The organism is Pseudomonas sp. GM24 (assembly GCF_000282235.1).
In the GTDB taxonomy this organism is placed as follows: Bacteria; Pseudomonadota; Gammaproteobacteria; order Pseudomonadales; family Pseudomonadaceae; genus Aquipseudomonas.
Window position 1 is genome coordinate 41,555 of sequence record NZ_AKJR01000073.1, and the last position, 15,488, is coordinate 57,042.

A 15,488-nucleotide genomic window follows, 5' to 3' on the forward strand; every position below is an offset into this window, starting at 1 on the left:
CCCTCTGGATAGAAGGGCCTCGACTTTTGTAGAAAAATGCGTCTCAAGCGTTTTTCAGAGTATTCCGGCGACTCGCCGCCGCCGTCACCGCATAACCAATCAGCGCCGCCAGAATCGAGCCGGTCAAAATGCCCATCCGGTCCATGCCAGCGTAGTCACTCACACCCGGCTCAAACGCCAGCGAACCGACAAACAGGCTCATGGTGAAGCCGATACCGCAAAGGATAGCTACGCCCATGACCTGGCCCCAGTTGGCGCCTTGGGGCAGGGTGGCGATGCCGATCTTCACGGCCAGCCATGTCAGGCCGAAAACACCGACCGTCTTGCCCAACAGCAGGCCCACCGCAATGCCCATCGGTACATGATGGGTGAAGCTTTCCACGGTGACGCCGCTCAGCGACAGGCCAGCGTTGGCAAAGGCGAACAGCGGCAGAATGCCGTAGGCCACCCATGGGTGCAGCGCATGTTCGAGGGTCAGCAACGGCGACGGCTCCGCGTTTTTCGTGCGCAATGGAATGCAGAAGGCCAGGGTCACGCCGGCCAATGTGGCATGGACGCCGCTCTTGAGTACGCAAACCCAGAGGATCAAGCCGATGATCATGTACGGCCCGAGCTTGACCACCCCGAGCCGGTTCATCGCCACCAGCGCTGCAATGCACGCTGCCGCCAGCCCCAGCGACAGAGTCGACAGTTCGCCGGAGTAGAAGATCGCAATGATCACGATGGCGCCGAGGTCATCGATGATTGCCAGGGTCATCAGAAACAGCTTCAGCGATACCGGCACGCGCTTGCCGAGCAAGGCCAGCACGCCGAGGGCGAAAGCGATGTCGGTCGCGGTCGGGATCGCCCAGCCGTCGAGGGCTGCCGGATTGTCACGGTTGAGGAACCAGTAGATCAGCGCCGGCACCAGCATGCCGCCGATCGCTGCCGCGCCGGGCAGGACGATCTGTGAAGGCTTTGACAGTTGGCCGTCGAGGACTTCGCGTTTCACTTCCAGGCCGATGAGCAGGAAGAACATCGCCATCAGACCGTCGTTGATCCACAGCAGCAGGGGTTTAGCGATTTTCAACGCACCGATCTGCGCCACCACCGGGGTGTCGAGCAGGCCGGTGTACAGCCACGACAGTGGCGAGTTGTTGATAATCAGCGCCAGGATGGCCGCGGCGATCAATAACAGACCGCTGGCAGCTTCCAACTGAAAGAAACGCGTGAAAGTGCTACGCAGAGGCAAGGTCGCTCTCCATCGAATAGTCAAAAAGGTGGGACACCCTAACCCGTACTGTTAGTTGTTAAAACAAAAGTTATATTCTTTTTTGTTATATGTCGTTACAAGGCGTCTGGCTCAAGCCACGCTGAGCCTAGCAGTTGCCTGACATATTGAGACTCAGCTGTATCTGTGCGCGCTATAGGATTTTTCCTAAGCTGATGAGCGAGCCTTTCGAATAGATTCCTCTCCTGCCCGATTCAACGAGAACCATCACCATGAGCGACAACCGACAGTGGGCCCGCGAAGCCATCCGCATCATCGAGGCGGATTTTCAGCGCAGCGCCGACACCCACCTGATCCCTTTGCCGCTGCCAGGTTTTGCGGGTATCGAGTTGTATTTCAAGGATGAGTCCAGTCATCCAACCGGCAGCCTTAAACATCGCCTGGCTCGTTCGCTGTTTCTCTATGCATTGTGTAACGGCTGGCTCAAGCCCGGCGCCCCGGTGATCGAGGCGTCCAGCGGTTCTACAGCCATTTCCGAGGCGTACTTTGCACGGATGCTCGGTTTGCCGTTTATAGCGGTGATGCCGGCGACCACCTCGAAAGAGAAAATCGCCCAGATCGCGTTCTACGGTGGTCAGAGCCATCTGGTGAAAGATCCGACGCAGATCTACGCCGAATCCGAGCGTTTGGCCCGCGAGCATGGCGGCCACTTCATCGACCAGTTCACCTACGCTGAACGCGCCACCGACTGGCGCGCGAACAACAACATTGCCGAATCGATCTTCCAGCAGATGCGTTACGAGAAGCACCCAGAACCGAGCTGGCTGATTTCCAGCCCCGGCACCGGCGGCACCACCGCGACTCTGGGTCGTTATGTGCGTTATCGCCAGCATTGCACCCGCGTGTTGTGCGCGGATGCCGAGCGTTCGGTGTTCTTCGATTACTACCAGACCGGCGACGCCGGTTTGCGCCTGGAGTGCGGTTCGCGCATTGAAGGCATTGGCCGGCCACGCGTTGAGGCGTCGTTCCTGCCCAAGGTGATCGATGCAATGGTCAAAGTGCCCGACGCCTTGTCGCTGGCGGCCATGCATTATCTGGCGCAGCGGCTGGGGCGGCATGTCGGTGGGTCGAGCGGGACCAACCTGATCGGCGCCTTGATGGCGGCGCAGCAGATGAAAGCGGCGGGGGAGTCGGGGTCGATCGTGGCGATCTTGTGCGATGGTGGCGAGCGATATACCGACACCTATTACGATCAGGATTGGTTGAAGGCGCAGGGGTATGAATTGAATGGGTTGATCGAAGCGGTGGCGGCGAGTGCCGAGCGCGGTGAGGCGCTGCCGACCTCAGTCCTGCGCGCCAACATCTGAAGAAATACACATAACAATGTGGGAGCTGGCTTGCCAGCGATAGCAGAGGGTCAGTCAACATCTATGTTGAATCTGATTCCTTCATCGCTGGCAAGCCAGCTCCCACAGGGTTTTGTGTCGGTTCAGACGATTAGTCAGTCAGGCCGAGGATGTCGCGTGCCACGGCTTCGGCAATGCGAATCCCGTCAACACCTGCCGACAGAATCCCGCCCGCATAACCCGCGCCTTCACCGGCCGGGAACAAGCCCTTCACGTTCATGCTCTGCAGCGCTTCGTTACGAGTGATGCGCAACGGCGACGAAGTACGCGTCTCGATCCCGGTCAACACCGCATCATGCAGCGAATACCCGCGAATCTGTTTCTCGAACGCCGGCAAGGCTTCGCGGATTGCCTCGATGGCAAAGTCCGGCAAGGCCAGGGCCAGATCGCCCAGCGCCACGCCCGGTTTGTACGACGGCTCGACTTCACCCAGTTCGGTCGAAGGGATGTCGTTGATGAAGTCGCCAACCAGTTGCGCCGGCGCCTTGTAATCGCTGCCGCCGAGGATAAAGGCGTGGGATTCCAGGCGTTCCTGCAACTCGATCCCGGCCAGCGGGCCGCCCGGATAATCGACTTCCGGGGTGATGCCGACGACGATGCCGGAGTTGGCGTTGCGCTCGTTACGCGAGTACTGGCTCATGCCGTTGGTGACCACGCGGTTCGGCTCGGACGTCGCCGCGACCACGGTGCCGCCCGGGCACATGCAGAAGCTGTAGACCGAACGGCCGTTCTTGGCGTGGTGCACCAGTTTGTAGTCGGCAGCGCCGAGTTTCGGGTGCCCGGCGTATTTGCCCAGACGTGCACGGTCGATCAGCGATTGCGGGTGTTCGATGCGGAAACCCACCGAAAACGGCTTGGCTTCCATGAACACGCCACGGCTGTGGAGCATGCGGAAAGTGTCGCGGGCGCTGTGGCCGAGGGCCAGAACCACGTGTTTCGAATGCAGGGTTTCGCCGCTGGCCAGTTGTACGCCGACCAATTGGCCGTCCTCGATCAGCACGTCGGTGACGCGTTCCTGGAAGCGCACTTCGCCGCCCAGTTCGCGGATCTGCTCGCGCATGTTTTCAACCATGCCGGTCAGACGGAATGTACCGATGTGCGGCTTGCTGACGTAGAGGATTTCTTCCGGCGCGCCAGCCTTGACGAACTCGTGCAGGACTTTGCGGCCAAGGAATTTCGGGTCCTTGATCTGGCTGTACAGCTTGCCGTCGGAGAACGTGCCCGCGCCGCCTTCGCCGAACTGCACGTTGGACTCGGGGTTGAGCACGCTTTTACGCCACAGGCCCCAAGTGTCTTTGGTGCGCTGGCGGACTTCGGTGCCGCGTTCGAGGACGATCGGCTTGAAGCCCATTTGCGCCAGCAGCAGGCCAGCGAAGATGCCGCACGGGCCGAAACCGACAACGATCGGGCGCTGGCTCAGGTCGCTCGGCGCTTCGCCGACGAATTTGTAGCTGACATCCGGCGCCATGTTGACGTTACGGTCGTCGGCGAACTTGCCCAACACCTTGGCCTCGTCGCGCACTTCGAGGTCGACGGTGTAGATGAAGCACAGTTCGGAGGACTTTTTGCGCGCATCGTAGCTGCGCTTGAACAAGGTGAAATCGAGCAGATCATCGCTGGCGATGCCCAGACGTTGCACGATGGCAACGCGCAGGTCTTCTTCGGGATGGTCGATTGGCAGCTTGAGTTCAGTGATTCGTAACATGGCGAGGATCCGGGTTCGCGGGGCGCACAACTGCGCCAGGGCGTTTGAAGGCCGCGATTATAAGCCGCAAAGGCCGGATCCGGTGAGGCTAAAACGCTCAGTCGTTGCGCGATCCGCCGAAATACCCGCAACCGCGTTGCACCTGACCGTCGATGCGCAACTCGGCGCTCATGTGTTGCACGCTGCCGGTGCTGCTGTCGACGCAGCGCTGCGGCGCGACCCACAACTCGATGCGCTGGTTATTGGCTTCGCTGCTCAGATTGAAGCGACCGTCGCCCAATTGATCTTCAATATACGGCACGGCAAGTGGCGGCTGACCTGCGCGGTCGATGACCATGCCTTTGCCGCTGACTTTGACATTCCATTCCGGACCGTGACCGGCGGCGCGCAGGATCAGCAGTTTGAAATTCGGATCATCACAGGCAGTGCCGGAACGCTCGACGCGATACAGCTGCGTCAGGTCGAGTCGATCACCGGCGACTTTGCCGCGGACGTCGGCAAACAGTTTGCCTTGCTCGTCGGCGAGGGTCGCAGCCTCTTGCAGAATGCTGGTGCCACCAATGTCATTGACGACGAGTTGGCGCTGATCCTGGCATGGCTGGAACACCAGTTTGCCGTCAGCGGCGGTCAGTTGACCCTGCATCCGTGTCTGCCCGACGTGCGAGGCACTTTCTCGCTGGCCATCGAGCAACTGGCAAGCGGCAAACAACGGCAGCAGGGCAACAAGGACTAACGAACGGGCAACACGCATCTTCGGCTCTCCAGACAAGTGCCGCCACGTTACGCAGCCTGACCGTTCATCACAAGGGTTTAGCCCACGTGAAATGTCTGACCTGTCTGCAGGCCTTCGACACTTTTCGCGTAGGCCAATGCCACATCTGCCGCAGGAACCGGCTTGTAACCACGGAAATACGGAGCGTAGCTGCCCATGGCTTCGAGCAGTACGGTCGGGCTGATCGAGTTCACTCGCAGGCCACGCGGCAATTCAATGGCCGCTGCGCGTACAAAACTGTCCAGCGCACCATTGACCAACGCTGCCGAGGCGCCGCTGCGGATCGGATCGTGGCTGAGCACGCCGGTGGTGAAGGTGAATGACGCGCCGTCGTTGGCGAACTCGCGGCCAATCAGCAGCAGATTGACCTGGCCCATCAGTTTGTCTTTGAGGCCGAGAGCGAAGCTGTCTTCCGTCATCTCACCCAGCGGTGCGAAGGTGACGTTGCCGGCGGCGCACACCAGTGCGTCGAACTTGCCGGTTTTTTCGAACAGCTGGCGGATCGATGCGCTGTCGCTGATATCCACCTGCAAGTCACCGCTGTTGCGGCCGATGCGGATGACTTCGTGGCGTTGCGAGAGTTCTTTGTCCACCGCCGAACCAATGGTGCCGCCAGCGCCTATCAACAGAATCTTCATCGGGCTGTACCTCAAGTGATTGAACGAGGTTTCAGTCTAGAGTGGTTTTTTCTGTGGATAAGCGCGCTAATAGGCAACCTTTGGTTTTCAAATGGAAACAATCCATGAGCGAAATGGATGATCTGGCGGCGTTCGCGGTGCTGATCGAAGCGGGCAGTTTTACCTTGGCGGCGCAGCAATTGGGCTGTAGCAAAGGGCAGTTGTCCAAGCGCATCAGCCAGCTCGAAGCGCGGTTTTCTGTGGTGTTGCTGCAACGCACCACTCGACGCTTGAGCCTGACCGCTGCCGGCGCAGCATTGTTACCACAAGCGCAGGCGCTGGTCGTCCAGGTGGAAAGGGCGCGTCAGGCCTTAGCGCGGTTGAAGGACGATATGGCCGGCCCGGTGCGCATGACGGTGCCGGTTTCGTTGGGGGAAACCTTCTTCGATGGTTTGTTGCTGGAGTTCTCGCATCACTACCCTGAGGTGCAGATTGAGCTGGAGCTGAACAACAGTTACCGCGATCTGTCACGGGACGGCTTTGATCTGGCGATCCGCAGTGAGGTGGCCAATGACGAACGGCTGGTGGCCAAGCCGTTGTTGGCCTGGCAGGAAATGACCTGCGCCAGCCCGGCGTATCTCGAGCGTTTCGGTGAACCGCTGACGCCACAGGCTCTGGCCGAGCATCGCTGCTTGCTCAACAGCCACTACAGCGGACGTGAGGAATGGCTTTATCACCAGCAGCATGAATTGTTACGGGTGCGAGTATCAGGACCGTTTGCCAGCAACCATTACAACTTGCTGAAGAAAGCCGCACTCAGTGGCGCCGGGATTGCGCGGTTGCCTTCCTACTTGCTGCAGGCAGAATTGGCTGACGGCCGATTGCGCTGGCTCCTGCGTGACTTTCAGACCCGACGTATGCCGATGTACCTGGTGCATCCGTATCAGGGTGGATTACCAAAACGCACGCAAGTGCTCGCGGATTATCTGATCGGTTGGTTCAAGCGCAGCGGCGAGGCGCTGGATCGACTTCAGCACTGATCATATGAATATAAACCCCATGTAGGAGCTGCCGAAGGCTGCGATTTTTTGATTTTGTTTTTTTCAAAGCAAGATCAAAAGATCGCAGCCTTCGGCAGCGCCTACAGGTCGGCGTTCAGTTGGTGAAGTGGCGGGCGATCAGATGATCAATCGACAACTTGCCCGGCCCCGTCGCCATCAAATACAGCAACACCGCCGCCCAGGTGCCGTGAGTCGGATAGGCATCGGGATACACAAACAGTTGAATGGTCAGGGTCATGCCCAACAACGCCAGCGCCGAAAACCGCGTAGCGAAGCCAATCAGAATCAGCATCGGAAAGAAGTGCTCGGCGAACGCCGCTATGTGCGCGGCAATCTCTGGGGACAGCAGCGGTACGTGGTATTCGCTCTTGAACAACGGAATCGTCGAGTCGGCCAGACGTGGCCAGCCGAGTTGAAAGCTGCCGTCGATCAGATCGATGGCCAGGCCTTCAACCTTGGTCTGCCCTGATTTCCAGAACACCGCGGCAATCGAGAAACGCGCAATGAACGCGATCAGGCTGTGGGGGATTTTTTCCAGCAGCGCGATGGCGCGGGTGATGAGCGTTTTCATGGCAGTTCCTTGTTGTTCAAGTGGGTGATGGCGTTGCGCGCGATCAGCAAGCCGAGGGTTTGCGCGAGGTCGAACTCAGGGCTGTTTTCAGCCGCTGCCAGCAGTGGCTGGCCCTCGATCAGGTTGCGGATAAACCTGCTGGCGCCGGGGTCGAGGGCAAACACTTCGACGTCCAGTTCATTGCGCAACACCAGCGCGTGTTGCCTTTGGTTGATGTCGACGCCTTCCAGCGTCGAGCCTTGCTGATGTGCGCCCCAGATCGCCACCACGGCAAAGGCTGAGTCGAGCAGGTGCAGGGAGGGGTGAAATTCGAAGCGCAATTCAGTCAGCGTTTGCGCATCAGCCAGCGCTGCCGTGATTTCTTCTGGCCGGACGGGCAGGGTGTCGGCCGCGTGATAGGCGAGGGTACGCAGGTGCTCAAGGCGCGCCACGTCTGCCAGATAAGGCACGCTGCCGACCGGTTCGAACGCTGCGATGAAGTCCGCGAATGCTTCGCCATAACGGCTCATCAACGGACTCTGCGGCGGCAGCTGTTGTACGAAAACGGCCGCCATGGCGTGGAAGAATTGATCGCCGACCAATTGCGCAACCACCGGGTAACTGTTGCTCAACGCATTGATCAGCGAACCCTGTACGTTGTTGCGATACACCGCGAAACGGCTCGCCGGATCAGCACCGTTGGCGCTGCACAGGCCTTCGGGGCAGGGTAACCGGGTGTCGATCAGCGCGGCAGCGAAAGCGCGTTGAGTACTCATGTGCGTGCTCCAGCATCCAGCAAAAGTGCATCAGCTTGCTGAGCTTCCGCCAGCAGCACCGCAAACGCCGGCACTTGATTGTCGCGCTCGATCAACGTCGCCACCGGACCGATGCGTTGCAGCACTTGCCGGTACAAACCCCAGACGGCTTGATCGATCGGCGCGCCGTGATCGTCGATTAGCAAGCGATCGCCAAGGCTGTCGCTATCTTCGGCGAACCCGGCCAGATGAATTTCACCCACCGTGTGTAATGGCAGTGCATCGAGATACGCCAGTGGGTCACGCTGATGGTTCACGCAGGAAACGTAGACATTGTTGACGTCCAGCAACAGTCCACAGCCGCTGCGGTGTACGACCTCGGCGATGAAGTCAGGCTCATCGATGGTCGAACGCTGAAAGGCCAGATAGGTCGCTGGATTCTCCAGCAACATGGGACGTTTGAGTGTGTTCTGCACCTGATCAATATGCTCGCAAACGCGGTTCAGCGTCGGCGTGTCATAGGCCAGTGGCAGCAGGTCATTGAGAAACACCGGGCCGTGGCTCGACCAGGCCAGATGTTCGGAAAAGGCTTGCGGTTGATAGCGCTGAATCAGCTCGGCAAGGCGTTGAAGATGTAGTTTATCCAACGGCCCTTCAGCACCGATGGACAAGCCGACACCGTGCAGCGACAGCGGATACTGCTCGCGGATCAAACCGAGAAAATGATGAAACGGACCGCCGGCCACCATGTAGTTTTCGGCGTGGACTTCGAAGAAACCGATGTCCGGTTGTGAGCCGAGCACTTCACGAAAGTGCCCGGTCTTGAGCCCCAGCCCGGCACGGGACGGGAGCCCGGTGCGGGCTGCCTGAGTGCCGGAGGGAACATGGTCGTTGATTGTGAGCATGATCGTCACTCAGGCAGACCAACGATCAGGACTTGGCTTTGAAGGCTTCCATCTGACCGAAACCGGTCGGCGAAGTCTTGCTCTCGGTGGTGGCGCAGGTGCCCTTTGGAACGAGTTTCCAGGCATTGGCCTGATAGTCCATTTTCGACGTGCCGGCACAGGTAGTGCCTGCACCGGCGGCGCAATCGTTATGACCTTTCATGGCCACGCCGAAGCATTTTTCCATGTCGGCGTCAGCGGCGTGGACGGTCGATACAGCAGCCATGCTCAGGGCAGAACCGAGGGCCAGAACCAGGGCGGTGGCGGACAGGGTGCGAGTGGTAGCAGTCATGATGTTTCTCCAGTCTTGGTCAGGGTTTTTACAAGCGCGTTTGCGCTTGCTTGTCCCTCTAGAGAAACGAGGTGGCGTTGCGTTACAGCCCGCTCAAAATCTTTTTGGAAAAACGCAAAACCCTGTAGGAGTGAGCCTGCTCGCGATGGCGTCATGTCAGATACTGGCGATGTTGAATGACACGACGCCATCGCGAGCAGGCTCACTCCTACAAGGGATTTTTGGAGAATCTGAAAATTGTGCAGGCACAAAAAAACGGCCCGAAGGCCGTTTGTTTGTTTGGCGACATGCATCAACCGCCGAGATACGCCTCGCGTACTTTCGGGTCGGTCAGCAGCGCTTCACCGGTGCCTTGCATGACCACGCGACCGTTCTCCAGAACGTACGCCCGGTCAGCGATTTTCAGCGCCTGGTTGGCGTTCTGCTCGACCAGGAACACCGTCACACCATCCTTGCGCAGCATTTCGATGATGTCGAAAATCTGCTGGATGATGATCGGTGCCAGGCCCAGCGACGGCTCGTCGAGCAGCAACAGTTTCGGCTTGCTCATCAGCGCACGGCCGATGGCGAGCATTTGCTGTTCGCCGCCGGACATGGTGCCGCCGCGCTGGTTGAAGCGTTCTTTCAGGCGCGGGAACAGGCCGAGAACCTTGTCCATTTGCTCCTGATAGTCGCCCTTGTCGGTGAAGAAGCCGCCCATGGACAGGTTTTCTTCAACGGTCAGACGGGCGAACACCCGACGACCTTCCGGCACCACGGCAATGCTCTTGCGCATGATCTGCGACGAGTCCTGGCCGACCAGTTCCTCACCCATGTAGCGGATGCTGCCGCTGTGCGCCTGCGGCGAACCGCAGAGCGTCATCAGCAGAGTCGACTTGCCGGCACCGTTGGCGCCGATCAGGGTCACGATCTCGCCCTGACGGACTTCGACGTTGACGTTGTGCAGGGCCTGGATCTTGCCGTAGAAGGTGGAAACGTTTTCGAACTGCAGCATTTACGCTTCCCCCAGGTAGGCTTTGATCACTTCAGGATTGTCGCGGATCTGTTCCGGCGTGCCGTCAGCCAGAGGCGTGCCCTGGTTGATCACGACGATGTGGTCGGAAATGCTCATGACCAGTTTCATGTCGTGCTCGATCAACAGCACGGTGACGTTGTGCTCTTCACGCAGCACGCTGATCAGCGCCTTGAGGTCTTCGGTTTCTTTCGGGTTCAGACCGGCGGCCGGTTCGTCGAGCATGAGGATCCGTGGGCGGGTCATCATGCAACGAGCGATTTCCAGACGCCGTTGCTGACCGTAGGCCAGGGTGCCGGCGGTACGGTTGGCGAACTCTTTGAGGTTGACCTTTTCCAGCCAGTACTCGGCAAATTCCATGGCCTCGCGCTCGCTTTTGCGGAATGCCGGGGTCTTGAACAGGCCGGACAGGAAGTTGGTGTTGAGGTGACGGTGTTGGGCGATCAACAGGTTCTCGACCGCCGTCATGTCCTTGAACAAGCGCACGTTCTGGAAGGTACGCACCACGCCTTTGAGGGCGATCTTGTGGCCCGGCAGGCCTTGAATCGGCTCACCGTCGAGCAGGATGCTGCCGCCGGTGGGCTGATAGAAACCGGTCAGGCAGTTGAACACGGTGGTCTTGCCCGCGCCGTTCGGCCCGATCAATGCAACCACCTGTTTCTCTTTGACGGTCAGGGCCACACCGTTGACCGCGAGCAAACCGCCGAAGCGCATGCTCAGGTTTTCGACTTTAAGGATCTCGCGGCTCATTTTCGCAACTCCATGTGTGGGCGTTGCATCGGCAGCAGACCTTGTGGACGCCAAATCATCATCAACACCATCAGGGCACCGAACATCAACATGCGGTACTCGCTGAACTCACGCATCATTTCCGGCAACAGGATCATCACCACGGCCGCCAGGATCACGCCCAACTGCGAGCCCATGCCACCCAACACAACGATGGCGAGGATGATCGCCGACTCGATGAAGGTGAACGACTCCGGCGTCACCAGACCCTGACGCGCAGCGAAGAAGCTACCGGCGAAACCGGCGAATGCAGCGCCGAGAGTGAACGCGGAGAGCTTGATGATCGTTGGATTCAGACCCAGTGCACGGCAAGCGATTTCATCTTCACGCAGCGCTTCCCACGCACGGCCGATCGGCATGCGCAGCAGACGGTTGATGACGAACAGCGCCGCCAGCGCCAGCAACAGCGCAACCAGGTAGAGGAAAATCACCTTGTTGATCGAGTTGTATTGCAGGCCGAAATACTCGTGGAAGGTTTGCATGCCTTCCGCAGCCTTGCGTTCAAAGGTCAGACCGAAGAACGTCGGTTTCTCGATGTTGCTGATGCCGTTCGGGCCACCGGTGATGTCGGTCAGGTTACGCAGGAACAGACGGATGATCTCACCGAAGCCGAGGGTCACGATCGCCAGATAGTCACCGCGCAGACGCAACACCGGGAAGCCCAGCAGGAAGCCGAACGTCGCCGCCATCAGGCCGGCAATCGGCAGGCAGATCCAGAAGCTCAGGCCGTAGTAGTGCGACAGCAATGCGTAGCTGTAAGCACCCACGGCGTAAAAGCCGACGTAACCGAGGTCGAGCAGACCGGCCAGACCGACGACAATGTTCAGACCGAGGCCGAGCATCACGTAGATCAGGATCAGCGTCGCGATATCCACCGCGCCACGGGAGCCGAAGAACGGCCACACCAGCGCCACCAGGATCAGCGCAATGATGAAATAGCGCTGGGTGGTTGGCAGGGTGAGGAAGTTGCTCGCCTTGGCCGGAATCAGCGGCAGGCCCGGCGACGCACGCCAGGCTTTGCTGATCTGCTGGTTGAACAGCACGCGCAGGAACATCAGCACCGAACAGATGGCGATGGTCGCCAGCACGGTCGGGCTGGTGTTGTGCACTTCCAGGTTGATGCCGACGATGGTCAGTTTCAAACCGAGTACCGGGTAGGCCACGGCCCACACCAGCAAGGCACTGAACATTGCCTGTTTAAGATTCCTAGTCATACTTTCTCAACCTCCGGACGGCCCAGAATGCCGGTCGGACGGAATAACAGCACCAGAACCAACAAGCCGAAAGCCACGACATCCTTGTACTGGTCGCCGAAGATATCGGCACCAAAGGCTTCTGCCACCCCAAGCACCAGCCCGCCGAGCATGGCGCCGGGGATGCTGCCGATACCGCCGAGTACCGCTGCGGTGAAGGCTTTGAGGCCGACGAGGAAACCGGCGTTCGGGTTGATCACCCCGTATTGCATGCTCAGCAGCACAGCCGCAACGGCTGCCAGCGCGGCACCAATGACGAAGGTCAGGGCGATGATGTTGTTGGTGTTGATGCCGAGCAGGTTGGCCATCTTGATGTCTTCGGCGCAGGCGCGGCAGGCGCGACCCAAGCGAGAGCGGGAGATGAACAGCGTCAGGCCGAGCATGGCGATCAGGGTCACCACGAACACCACGATTTGCATGTAGGAAATCAGCACTTCTTGTGCGCCACCTGGGCCGAAGGCAATGTTGCCCGGAATCAGGTTGGGGATAGCTTTGTCCTTGGAGTCTTGCGCCAGCAGAACCGTGTTCTGCAGGAAGATCGACATACCGATCGCGGAAATCAGCGGGATCAGACGGTTGCTGCCGCGCAGGGGGCGGTAGGCGATCCGTTCGATGCTGTAACCGTAGGAACTGGTGACGACGATACTGGCGATGAACGCCGCCGTCATCAACAGCGGGACACTGTCGAGTCCCATCATGGTCAACCCGGCGATGGCGATGAACGCCACGTAAGAGCCGATCATGTACACCTCGCCGTGGGCGAAGTTGATCATTCCAATGATGCCGTAAACCATCGTGTAGCCGATGGCGATCAAGGCATACATGCTGCCAACGTTCAGGCCGTTAACCAGCTGTTGGAAGAAGTGATAGATGTCAGGCATTACAGCGCTCCTAAAAACCTGATACGCATTTCACTGGTGGAGTCATTTTCCCGCCCGGCCCCGTGGATCTTTATCCACTTCGAATCCGGGTTTTGCCAGCGAACCGCTGATGACGGTTTTGAGATTTTCAGGTGGGGAGACTGGCGGATCACGCCAGCGCGGCCCAATACATTCGTAAAACAAAGCCCACGGCACGCCGTGGGCTTTATTGGCAGTCAGTCAGGCAGCGCCTTACTGAGGCGAAACTTCAGTTTTAGGTTTGCCGTTGTGCCACTCGTAAACCACGAATTTGAAGTCTTTCAAGTCGCCCTTGGCGTCGAAGCTCAGGTCGCCAGTCGGGGTCTTGAAGGTACCGGCGTGAATGGCTTCAGCCACTTTGGTCGCGTCTTCGGACTTGGCTGCCTTGATGCCTTCGGCAATCACTTCAACCGCCGAGTAGGACGGGAACACGAACGGACCGCTTGGATCTTCTTTCTTCGCTTTGAAGGCATCGGCCAGGGCGATGTTGGCTGGATCCTGGTCGAAGGATTTCGGCAGGGTCACCAGCAGGCCTTCGGACGCGTCCTTGGCGATCTGAGTGATCGAGTCGTTGCCCACGCCTTCCGGACCCATGAACTTGGCTTTCAGGCCCTTTTCCTGTGCTTGACGCAGGATCAGACCCAGCTCCGGGTGGTAGCCGCCGTAGTAGACGAAATCGACGTTGGCTTGCTTGAGTTTGGCGATGATCGCCGAGAAATCTTTGTCGCCGGCGTTGACGCCTTCGAACACGGCAACTTTGGTGCCTTTCTTCTCGAGGGTCGATTTCACCGCGGTGGCGATGCCTTCACCGTACTGTTGCTTGTCGTGCAGGACGCCGACAATTTTCGGTTTCACGTGGTCGGCAATGTAGTTACCGGCGGCAGGGCCCTGGGCGCTGTCCAGACCGATGGTGCGGAAGACCATTTTGTAACCACGGGCGGTGATGTCCGGGCTGGTGGCAGCCGGGGTGATCATGATCACGCCTTCGTCTTCGTAGATGTCCGAAGCCGGTTGAGTGGAGCTGGAGCACAGGTGACCGACGACGAACTTGACGCCGTCGTTGACGACCTTGTTCGCAACCGCTACCGCTTGTTTTGGATCGCAGGCATCGTCGTATTCAACGGCTTCAAGTTTCTTGCCGTCGACGCCGCCCTTGGCGTTGATTTGCTCGATGGCCATTTTCGCGCCACTGAACTGCATGTCGCCGTACTGGGCTACTGGACCGGTTTTAGGACCGGCGATACCGATTTTGATGGTGTCAGCTGCGAACGAATGGCTGGCAACCCCGGCCAGAACCATAGCGGCAAACAGTTTGGAAATCTGCTTAGTAGCCTTAGTCATAGTGCTCCACTCTTACTGTTGTAATTTTTTTGAGTTCTGGCGCCGTAGCAGCAGAACCGGGTCAGATATCTTTGCGATACCCTCCGGAAATGCCCCCGGCAACTGTACCGGTACAGTGTAGAGCGCCGGTTGTCAGCCTGGGAAGCGGGCGCCGAGGGGCAAAACTTGGGGGTGTCGCATTTTTGAATGAAAAAGACAGAATTGCGGCGGGGCGTTCGTGGGCATATAGCCCAATCAGCAGCATTCCCTGGCGTTCCTGCTCTTTTCGTTCGGTACAGCCATTTGCAACCGGGTTTTGCTGACGGACCACCGACGTTATTATTCGCGTCGATTTCTTTTCCGGACAGCTCCCATGAATCAAGAACCTAGCACCCTCTATGCCAAGCTGCTTGGTGAAACCGCATCTATTACCTGGAAAGAGTTGGAGCCGTTCTTCGCCAAGGGTGCCCTATTGTGGGTCGACCCTATGCTCGATTTGATCGCCGCTGCCGAGGCCGTGGCGTCGGATGAAGGCGAGAAAGTGGCTGCCTGGCTGGCCGCAGACAAAGTCGCCAAGCTGTCTGAATCGCGGGCGCTGGATCTTTTCGAACGTGATCCACAGCTGTGGGCAGTGGTGGTTTCGCCGTGGATTCTGATCCAGGAAAGGGCGGTCGCTGCTGACGTCGCACCTTGATGGTGCGACCGGCCGTCAGCGGAAAGTGTGTAGCGGAGTAGCGTGATGGCACGTTGCCGTGAAGAATCGCCACAAGCGCGGGTGACCTCACGGTGACGTAAACGTAACGGGAACAGTTTAGTAAGCAGCCTAACGGCTGCTTAATTGTTTCTGGATGTTGGATTCGAGATTTCTTTCGTCTGAAAAGACCTCATCGCGAGCAGGCTCAC

The 15,488-nt window shown here is 58.8% G+C and carries 16 protein-coding genes; 3 read left to right on the forward strand and 13 right to left on the reverse strand.

Translation table 11 applies throughout. The features are described from left to right. Nucleotides 1-43: 43 nt before the first annotated feature. Nucleotides 44-1,231 (reverse strand): Na+/H+ antiporter NhaA, encoded by a 1,188-nt coding sequence (gene nhaA / locus PMI23_RS11450; RefSeq protein ID WP_007918553.1) that lies wholly within the window; start codon nucleotides 1,229-1,231, stop codon nucleotides 44-46. 251 nt (nucleotides 1,232-1,482) lie between these two features. Here nhaA and PMI23_RS11455 point away from each other — a divergent pair, with 251 nt between their 5' ends. Next, nucleotides 1,483-2,577, forward strand: coding sequence for a PLP-dependent cysteine synthase family protein (locus PMI23_RS11455; protein ID WP_007918552.1), 1,095 nt, complete (start codon nucleotides 1,483-1,485; stop codon nucleotides 2,575-2,577). A gap of 130 nt (nucleotides 2,578-2,707) precedes the next feature. On the opposite strand, the gene PMI23_RS11460 is transcribed toward PMI23_RS11455, so the two are convergent. The 3 genes from PMI23_RS11460 to PMI23_RS11470 all read right to left on the reverse strand — a co-directional run bounded on the left by PMI23_RS11460 (nucleotide 2,708) and on the right by PMI23_RS11470 (nucleotide 5,731). Further along, nucleotides 2,708-4,321 (reverse strand): NAD(P)/FAD-dependent oxidoreductase, encoded by a 1,614-nt coding sequence (locus tag PMI23_RS11460; protein WP_007918550.1) that lies wholly within the window; start codon nucleotides 4,319-4,321, stop codon nucleotides 2,708-2,710. Between the two features lie 97 nt (nucleotides 4,322-4,418). Next, nucleotides 4,419-5,072 (reverse strand): COG3650 family protein, encoded by a 654-nt coding sequence (locus PMI23_RS11465; protein ID WP_007918549.1) that lies wholly within the window; start codon nucleotides 5,070-5,072, stop codon nucleotides 4,419-4,421. A gap of 59 nt (nucleotides 5,073-5,131) precedes the next feature. Beyond that, on the reverse strand, nucleotides 5,132-5,731 hold the full coding sequence (locus PMI23_RS11470) for a short chain dehydrogenase (RefSeq protein WP_007918548.1): 600 nt from the start codon (nucleotides 5,729-5,731) through the stop codon (nucleotides 5,132-5,134). A gap of 104 nt (nucleotides 5,732-5,835) precedes the next feature. Between PMI23_RS11470 and PMI23_RS11475 the strand changes: the two genes are divergently transcribed. After that, a complete protein-coding gene (locus PMI23_RS11475) occupies nucleotides 5,836-6,750 on the forward strand; it encodes a LysR family transcriptional regulator (RefSeq protein ID WP_007918547.1) in 915 nt (304 codons plus the stop codon). Nucleotides 6,751-6,865: 115 nt separating this feature from the next. On the opposite strand, the gene PMI23_RS11480 is transcribed toward PMI23_RS11475, so the two are convergent. The 9 genes from PMI23_RS11480 to PMI23_RS11520 all read right to left on the reverse strand — a co-directional run bounded on the left by PMI23_RS11480 (nucleotide 6,866) and on the right by PMI23_RS11520 (nucleotide 14,606). Beyond that, complete coding sequence (locus PMI23_RS11480) at nucleotides 6,866-7,342, reverse strand: DoxX family protein (protein ID WP_007918546.1); 477 nt, start codon at nucleotides 7,340-7,342, stop codon at nucleotides 6,866-6,868. Next, on the reverse strand, nucleotides 7,339-8,097 hold the full coding sequence (locus PMI23_RS11485) for an HvfC/BufC N-terminal domain-containing protein (RefSeq protein WP_007918541.1): 759 nt from the start codon (nucleotides 8,095-8,097) through the stop codon (nucleotides 7,339-7,341). Before PMI23_RS11485 ends, PMI23_RS11480 begins: the two co-directional genes overlap by 4 nt. Next, the gene (bufB, locus tag PMI23_RS11490; protein ID WP_007918539.1) at nucleotides 8,094-8,981 is read right to left on the reverse strand and encodes an MNIO family bufferin maturase; all 888 of its coding nucleotides are present in this window, start codon (nucleotides 8,979-8,981) and stop codon (nucleotides 8,094-8,096) included. The genes PMI23_RS11485 and bufB overlap by 4 nt, the downstream gene beginning before the upstream one ends. A 25-nt stretch (nucleotides 8,982-9,006) precedes the next feature. Continuing rightward, on the reverse strand, nucleotides 9,007-9,312 hold the full coding sequence (locus PMI23_RS11495; RefSeq protein ID WP_007918537.1) for a BufA1 family periplasmic bufferin-type metallophore: 306 nt from the start codon (nucleotides 9,310-9,312) through the stop codon (nucleotides 9,007-9,009). A 292-nt stretch (nucleotides 9,313-9,604) separates the two neighbouring features. Beyond that, nucleotides 9,605-10,306, reverse strand: coding sequence for an ABC transporter ATP-binding protein (locus PMI23_RS11500; RefSeq protein WP_007918536.1), 702 nt, complete (start codon nucleotides 10,304-10,306; stop codon nucleotides 9,605-9,607). Next, on the reverse strand, nucleotides 10,307-11,074 hold the full coding sequence (gene livG / locus PMI23_RS11505) for a high-affinity branched-chain amino acid ABC transporter ATP-binding protein LivG (RefSeq protein WP_007918535.1): 768 nt from the start codon (nucleotides 11,072-11,074) through the stop codon (nucleotides 10,307-10,309). It lies immediately after the preceding gene. Next, on the reverse strand, nucleotides 11,071-12,327 hold the full coding sequence (locus tag PMI23_RS11510; protein ID WP_007918534.1) for a high-affinity branched-chain amino acid ABC transporter permease LivM: 1,257 nt from the start codon (nucleotides 12,325-12,327) through the stop codon (nucleotides 11,071-11,073). The genes livG and PMI23_RS11510 overlap by 4 nt, the downstream gene beginning before the upstream one ends. Continuing rightward, on the reverse strand, nucleotides 12,324-13,247 hold the full coding sequence (gene livH, locus PMI23_RS11515) for a high-affinity branched-chain amino acid ABC transporter permease LivH (protein WP_007918526.1): 924 nt from the start codon (nucleotides 13,245-13,247) through the stop codon (nucleotides 12,324-12,326). The genes PMI23_RS11510 and livH overlap by 4 nt, the downstream gene beginning before the upstream one ends. A 231-nt stretch (nucleotides 13,248-13,478) precedes the next feature. Next, nucleotides 13,479-14,606, reverse strand: a complete 1,128-nt coding sequence (locus PMI23_RS11520) for a branched-chain amino acid ABC transporter substrate-binding protein (protein WP_007918518.1) — start codon at nucleotides 14,604-14,606, stop codon at nucleotides 13,479-13,481. Nucleotides 14,607-14,958: 352 nt separating this feature from the next. Between PMI23_RS11520 and PMI23_RS11525 the strand changes: the two genes are divergently transcribed. After that, nucleotides 14,959-15,279, forward strand: coding sequence for a DUF2288 domain-containing protein (locus PMI23_RS11525; protein ID WP_007918516.1), 321 nt, complete (start codon nucleotides 14,959-14,961; stop codon nucleotides 15,277-15,279). Nucleotides 15,280-15,488: the final 209 nt, after the last annotated feature.

Excerpts from the sequence above, each read along its gene's own strand:
- PMI23_RS11470 (WP_007918548.1), bottom strand. The coding sequence starts at position 5,731 with ATGAAGATTCTGTTGATAGGCGCTGGCGGCACCATTGGTTCGGCGGTG.
- PMI23_RS11465 (WP_007918549.1), bottom strand. The coding sequence starts at position 5,072 with ATGCGTGTTGCCCGTTCGTTAGTCCTTGTTGCCCTGCTGCCGTTGTTT.
- PMI23_RS11520 (WP_007918518.1), bottom strand. The coding sequence starts at position 14,606 with ATGACTAAGGCTACTAAGCAGATTTCCAAACTGTTTGCCGCTATGGTT.
- PMI23_RS11480 (WP_007918546.1), bottom strand. The coding sequence starts at position 7,342 with ATGAAAACGCTCATCACCCGCGCCATCGCGCTGCTGGAAAAAATCCCC.
- PMI23_RS11485 (WP_007918541.1), bottom strand. The coding sequence starts at position 8,097 with ATGAGTACTCAACGCGCTTTCGCTGCCGCGCTGATCGACACCCGGTTA.
- livH (WP_007918526.1), bottom strand. The coding sequence starts at position 13,247 with ATGCCTGACATCTATCACTTCTTCCAACAGCTGGTTAACGGCCTGAAC.
- PMI23_RS11525 (WP_007918516.1), top strand. The coding sequence starts at position 14,959 with ATGAATCAAGAACCTAGCACCCTCTATGCCAAGCTGCTTGGTGAAACC.
- PMI23_RS11510 (WP_007918534.1), bottom strand. The coding sequence starts at position 12,327 with ATGACTAGGAATCTTAAACAGGCAATGTTCAGTGCCTTGCTGGTGTGG.
- PMI23_RS11495 (WP_007918537.1), bottom strand. The coding sequence starts at position 9,312 with ATGACTGCTACCACTCGCACCCTGTCCGCCACCGCCCTGGTTCTGGCC.
- PMI23_RS11500 (WP_007918536.1), bottom strand. The coding sequence starts at position 10,306 with ATGCTGCAGTTCGAAAACGTTTCCACCTTCTACGGCAAGATCCAGGCC.
- PMI23_RS11460 (WP_007918550.1), bottom strand. The coding sequence starts at position 4,321 with ATGTTACGAATCACTGAACTCAAGCTGCCAATCGACCATCCCGAAGAA.
- bufB (WP_007918539.1), bottom strand. The coding sequence starts at position 8,981 with ATGCTCACAATCAACGACCATGTTCCCTCCGGCACTCAGGCAGCCCGC.
- PMI23_RS11475 (WP_007918547.1), top strand. The coding sequence starts at position 5,836 with ATGAGCGAAATGGATGATCTGGCGGCGTTCGCGGTGCTGATCGAAGCG.
- livG (WP_007918535.1), bottom strand. The coding sequence starts at position 11,074 with ATGAGCCGCGAGATCCTTAAAGTCGAAAACCTGAGCATGCGCTTCGGC.
- PMI23_RS11455 (WP_007918552.1), top strand. The coding sequence starts at position 1,483 with ATGAGCGACAACCGACAGTGGGCCCGCGAAGCCATCCGCATCATCGAG.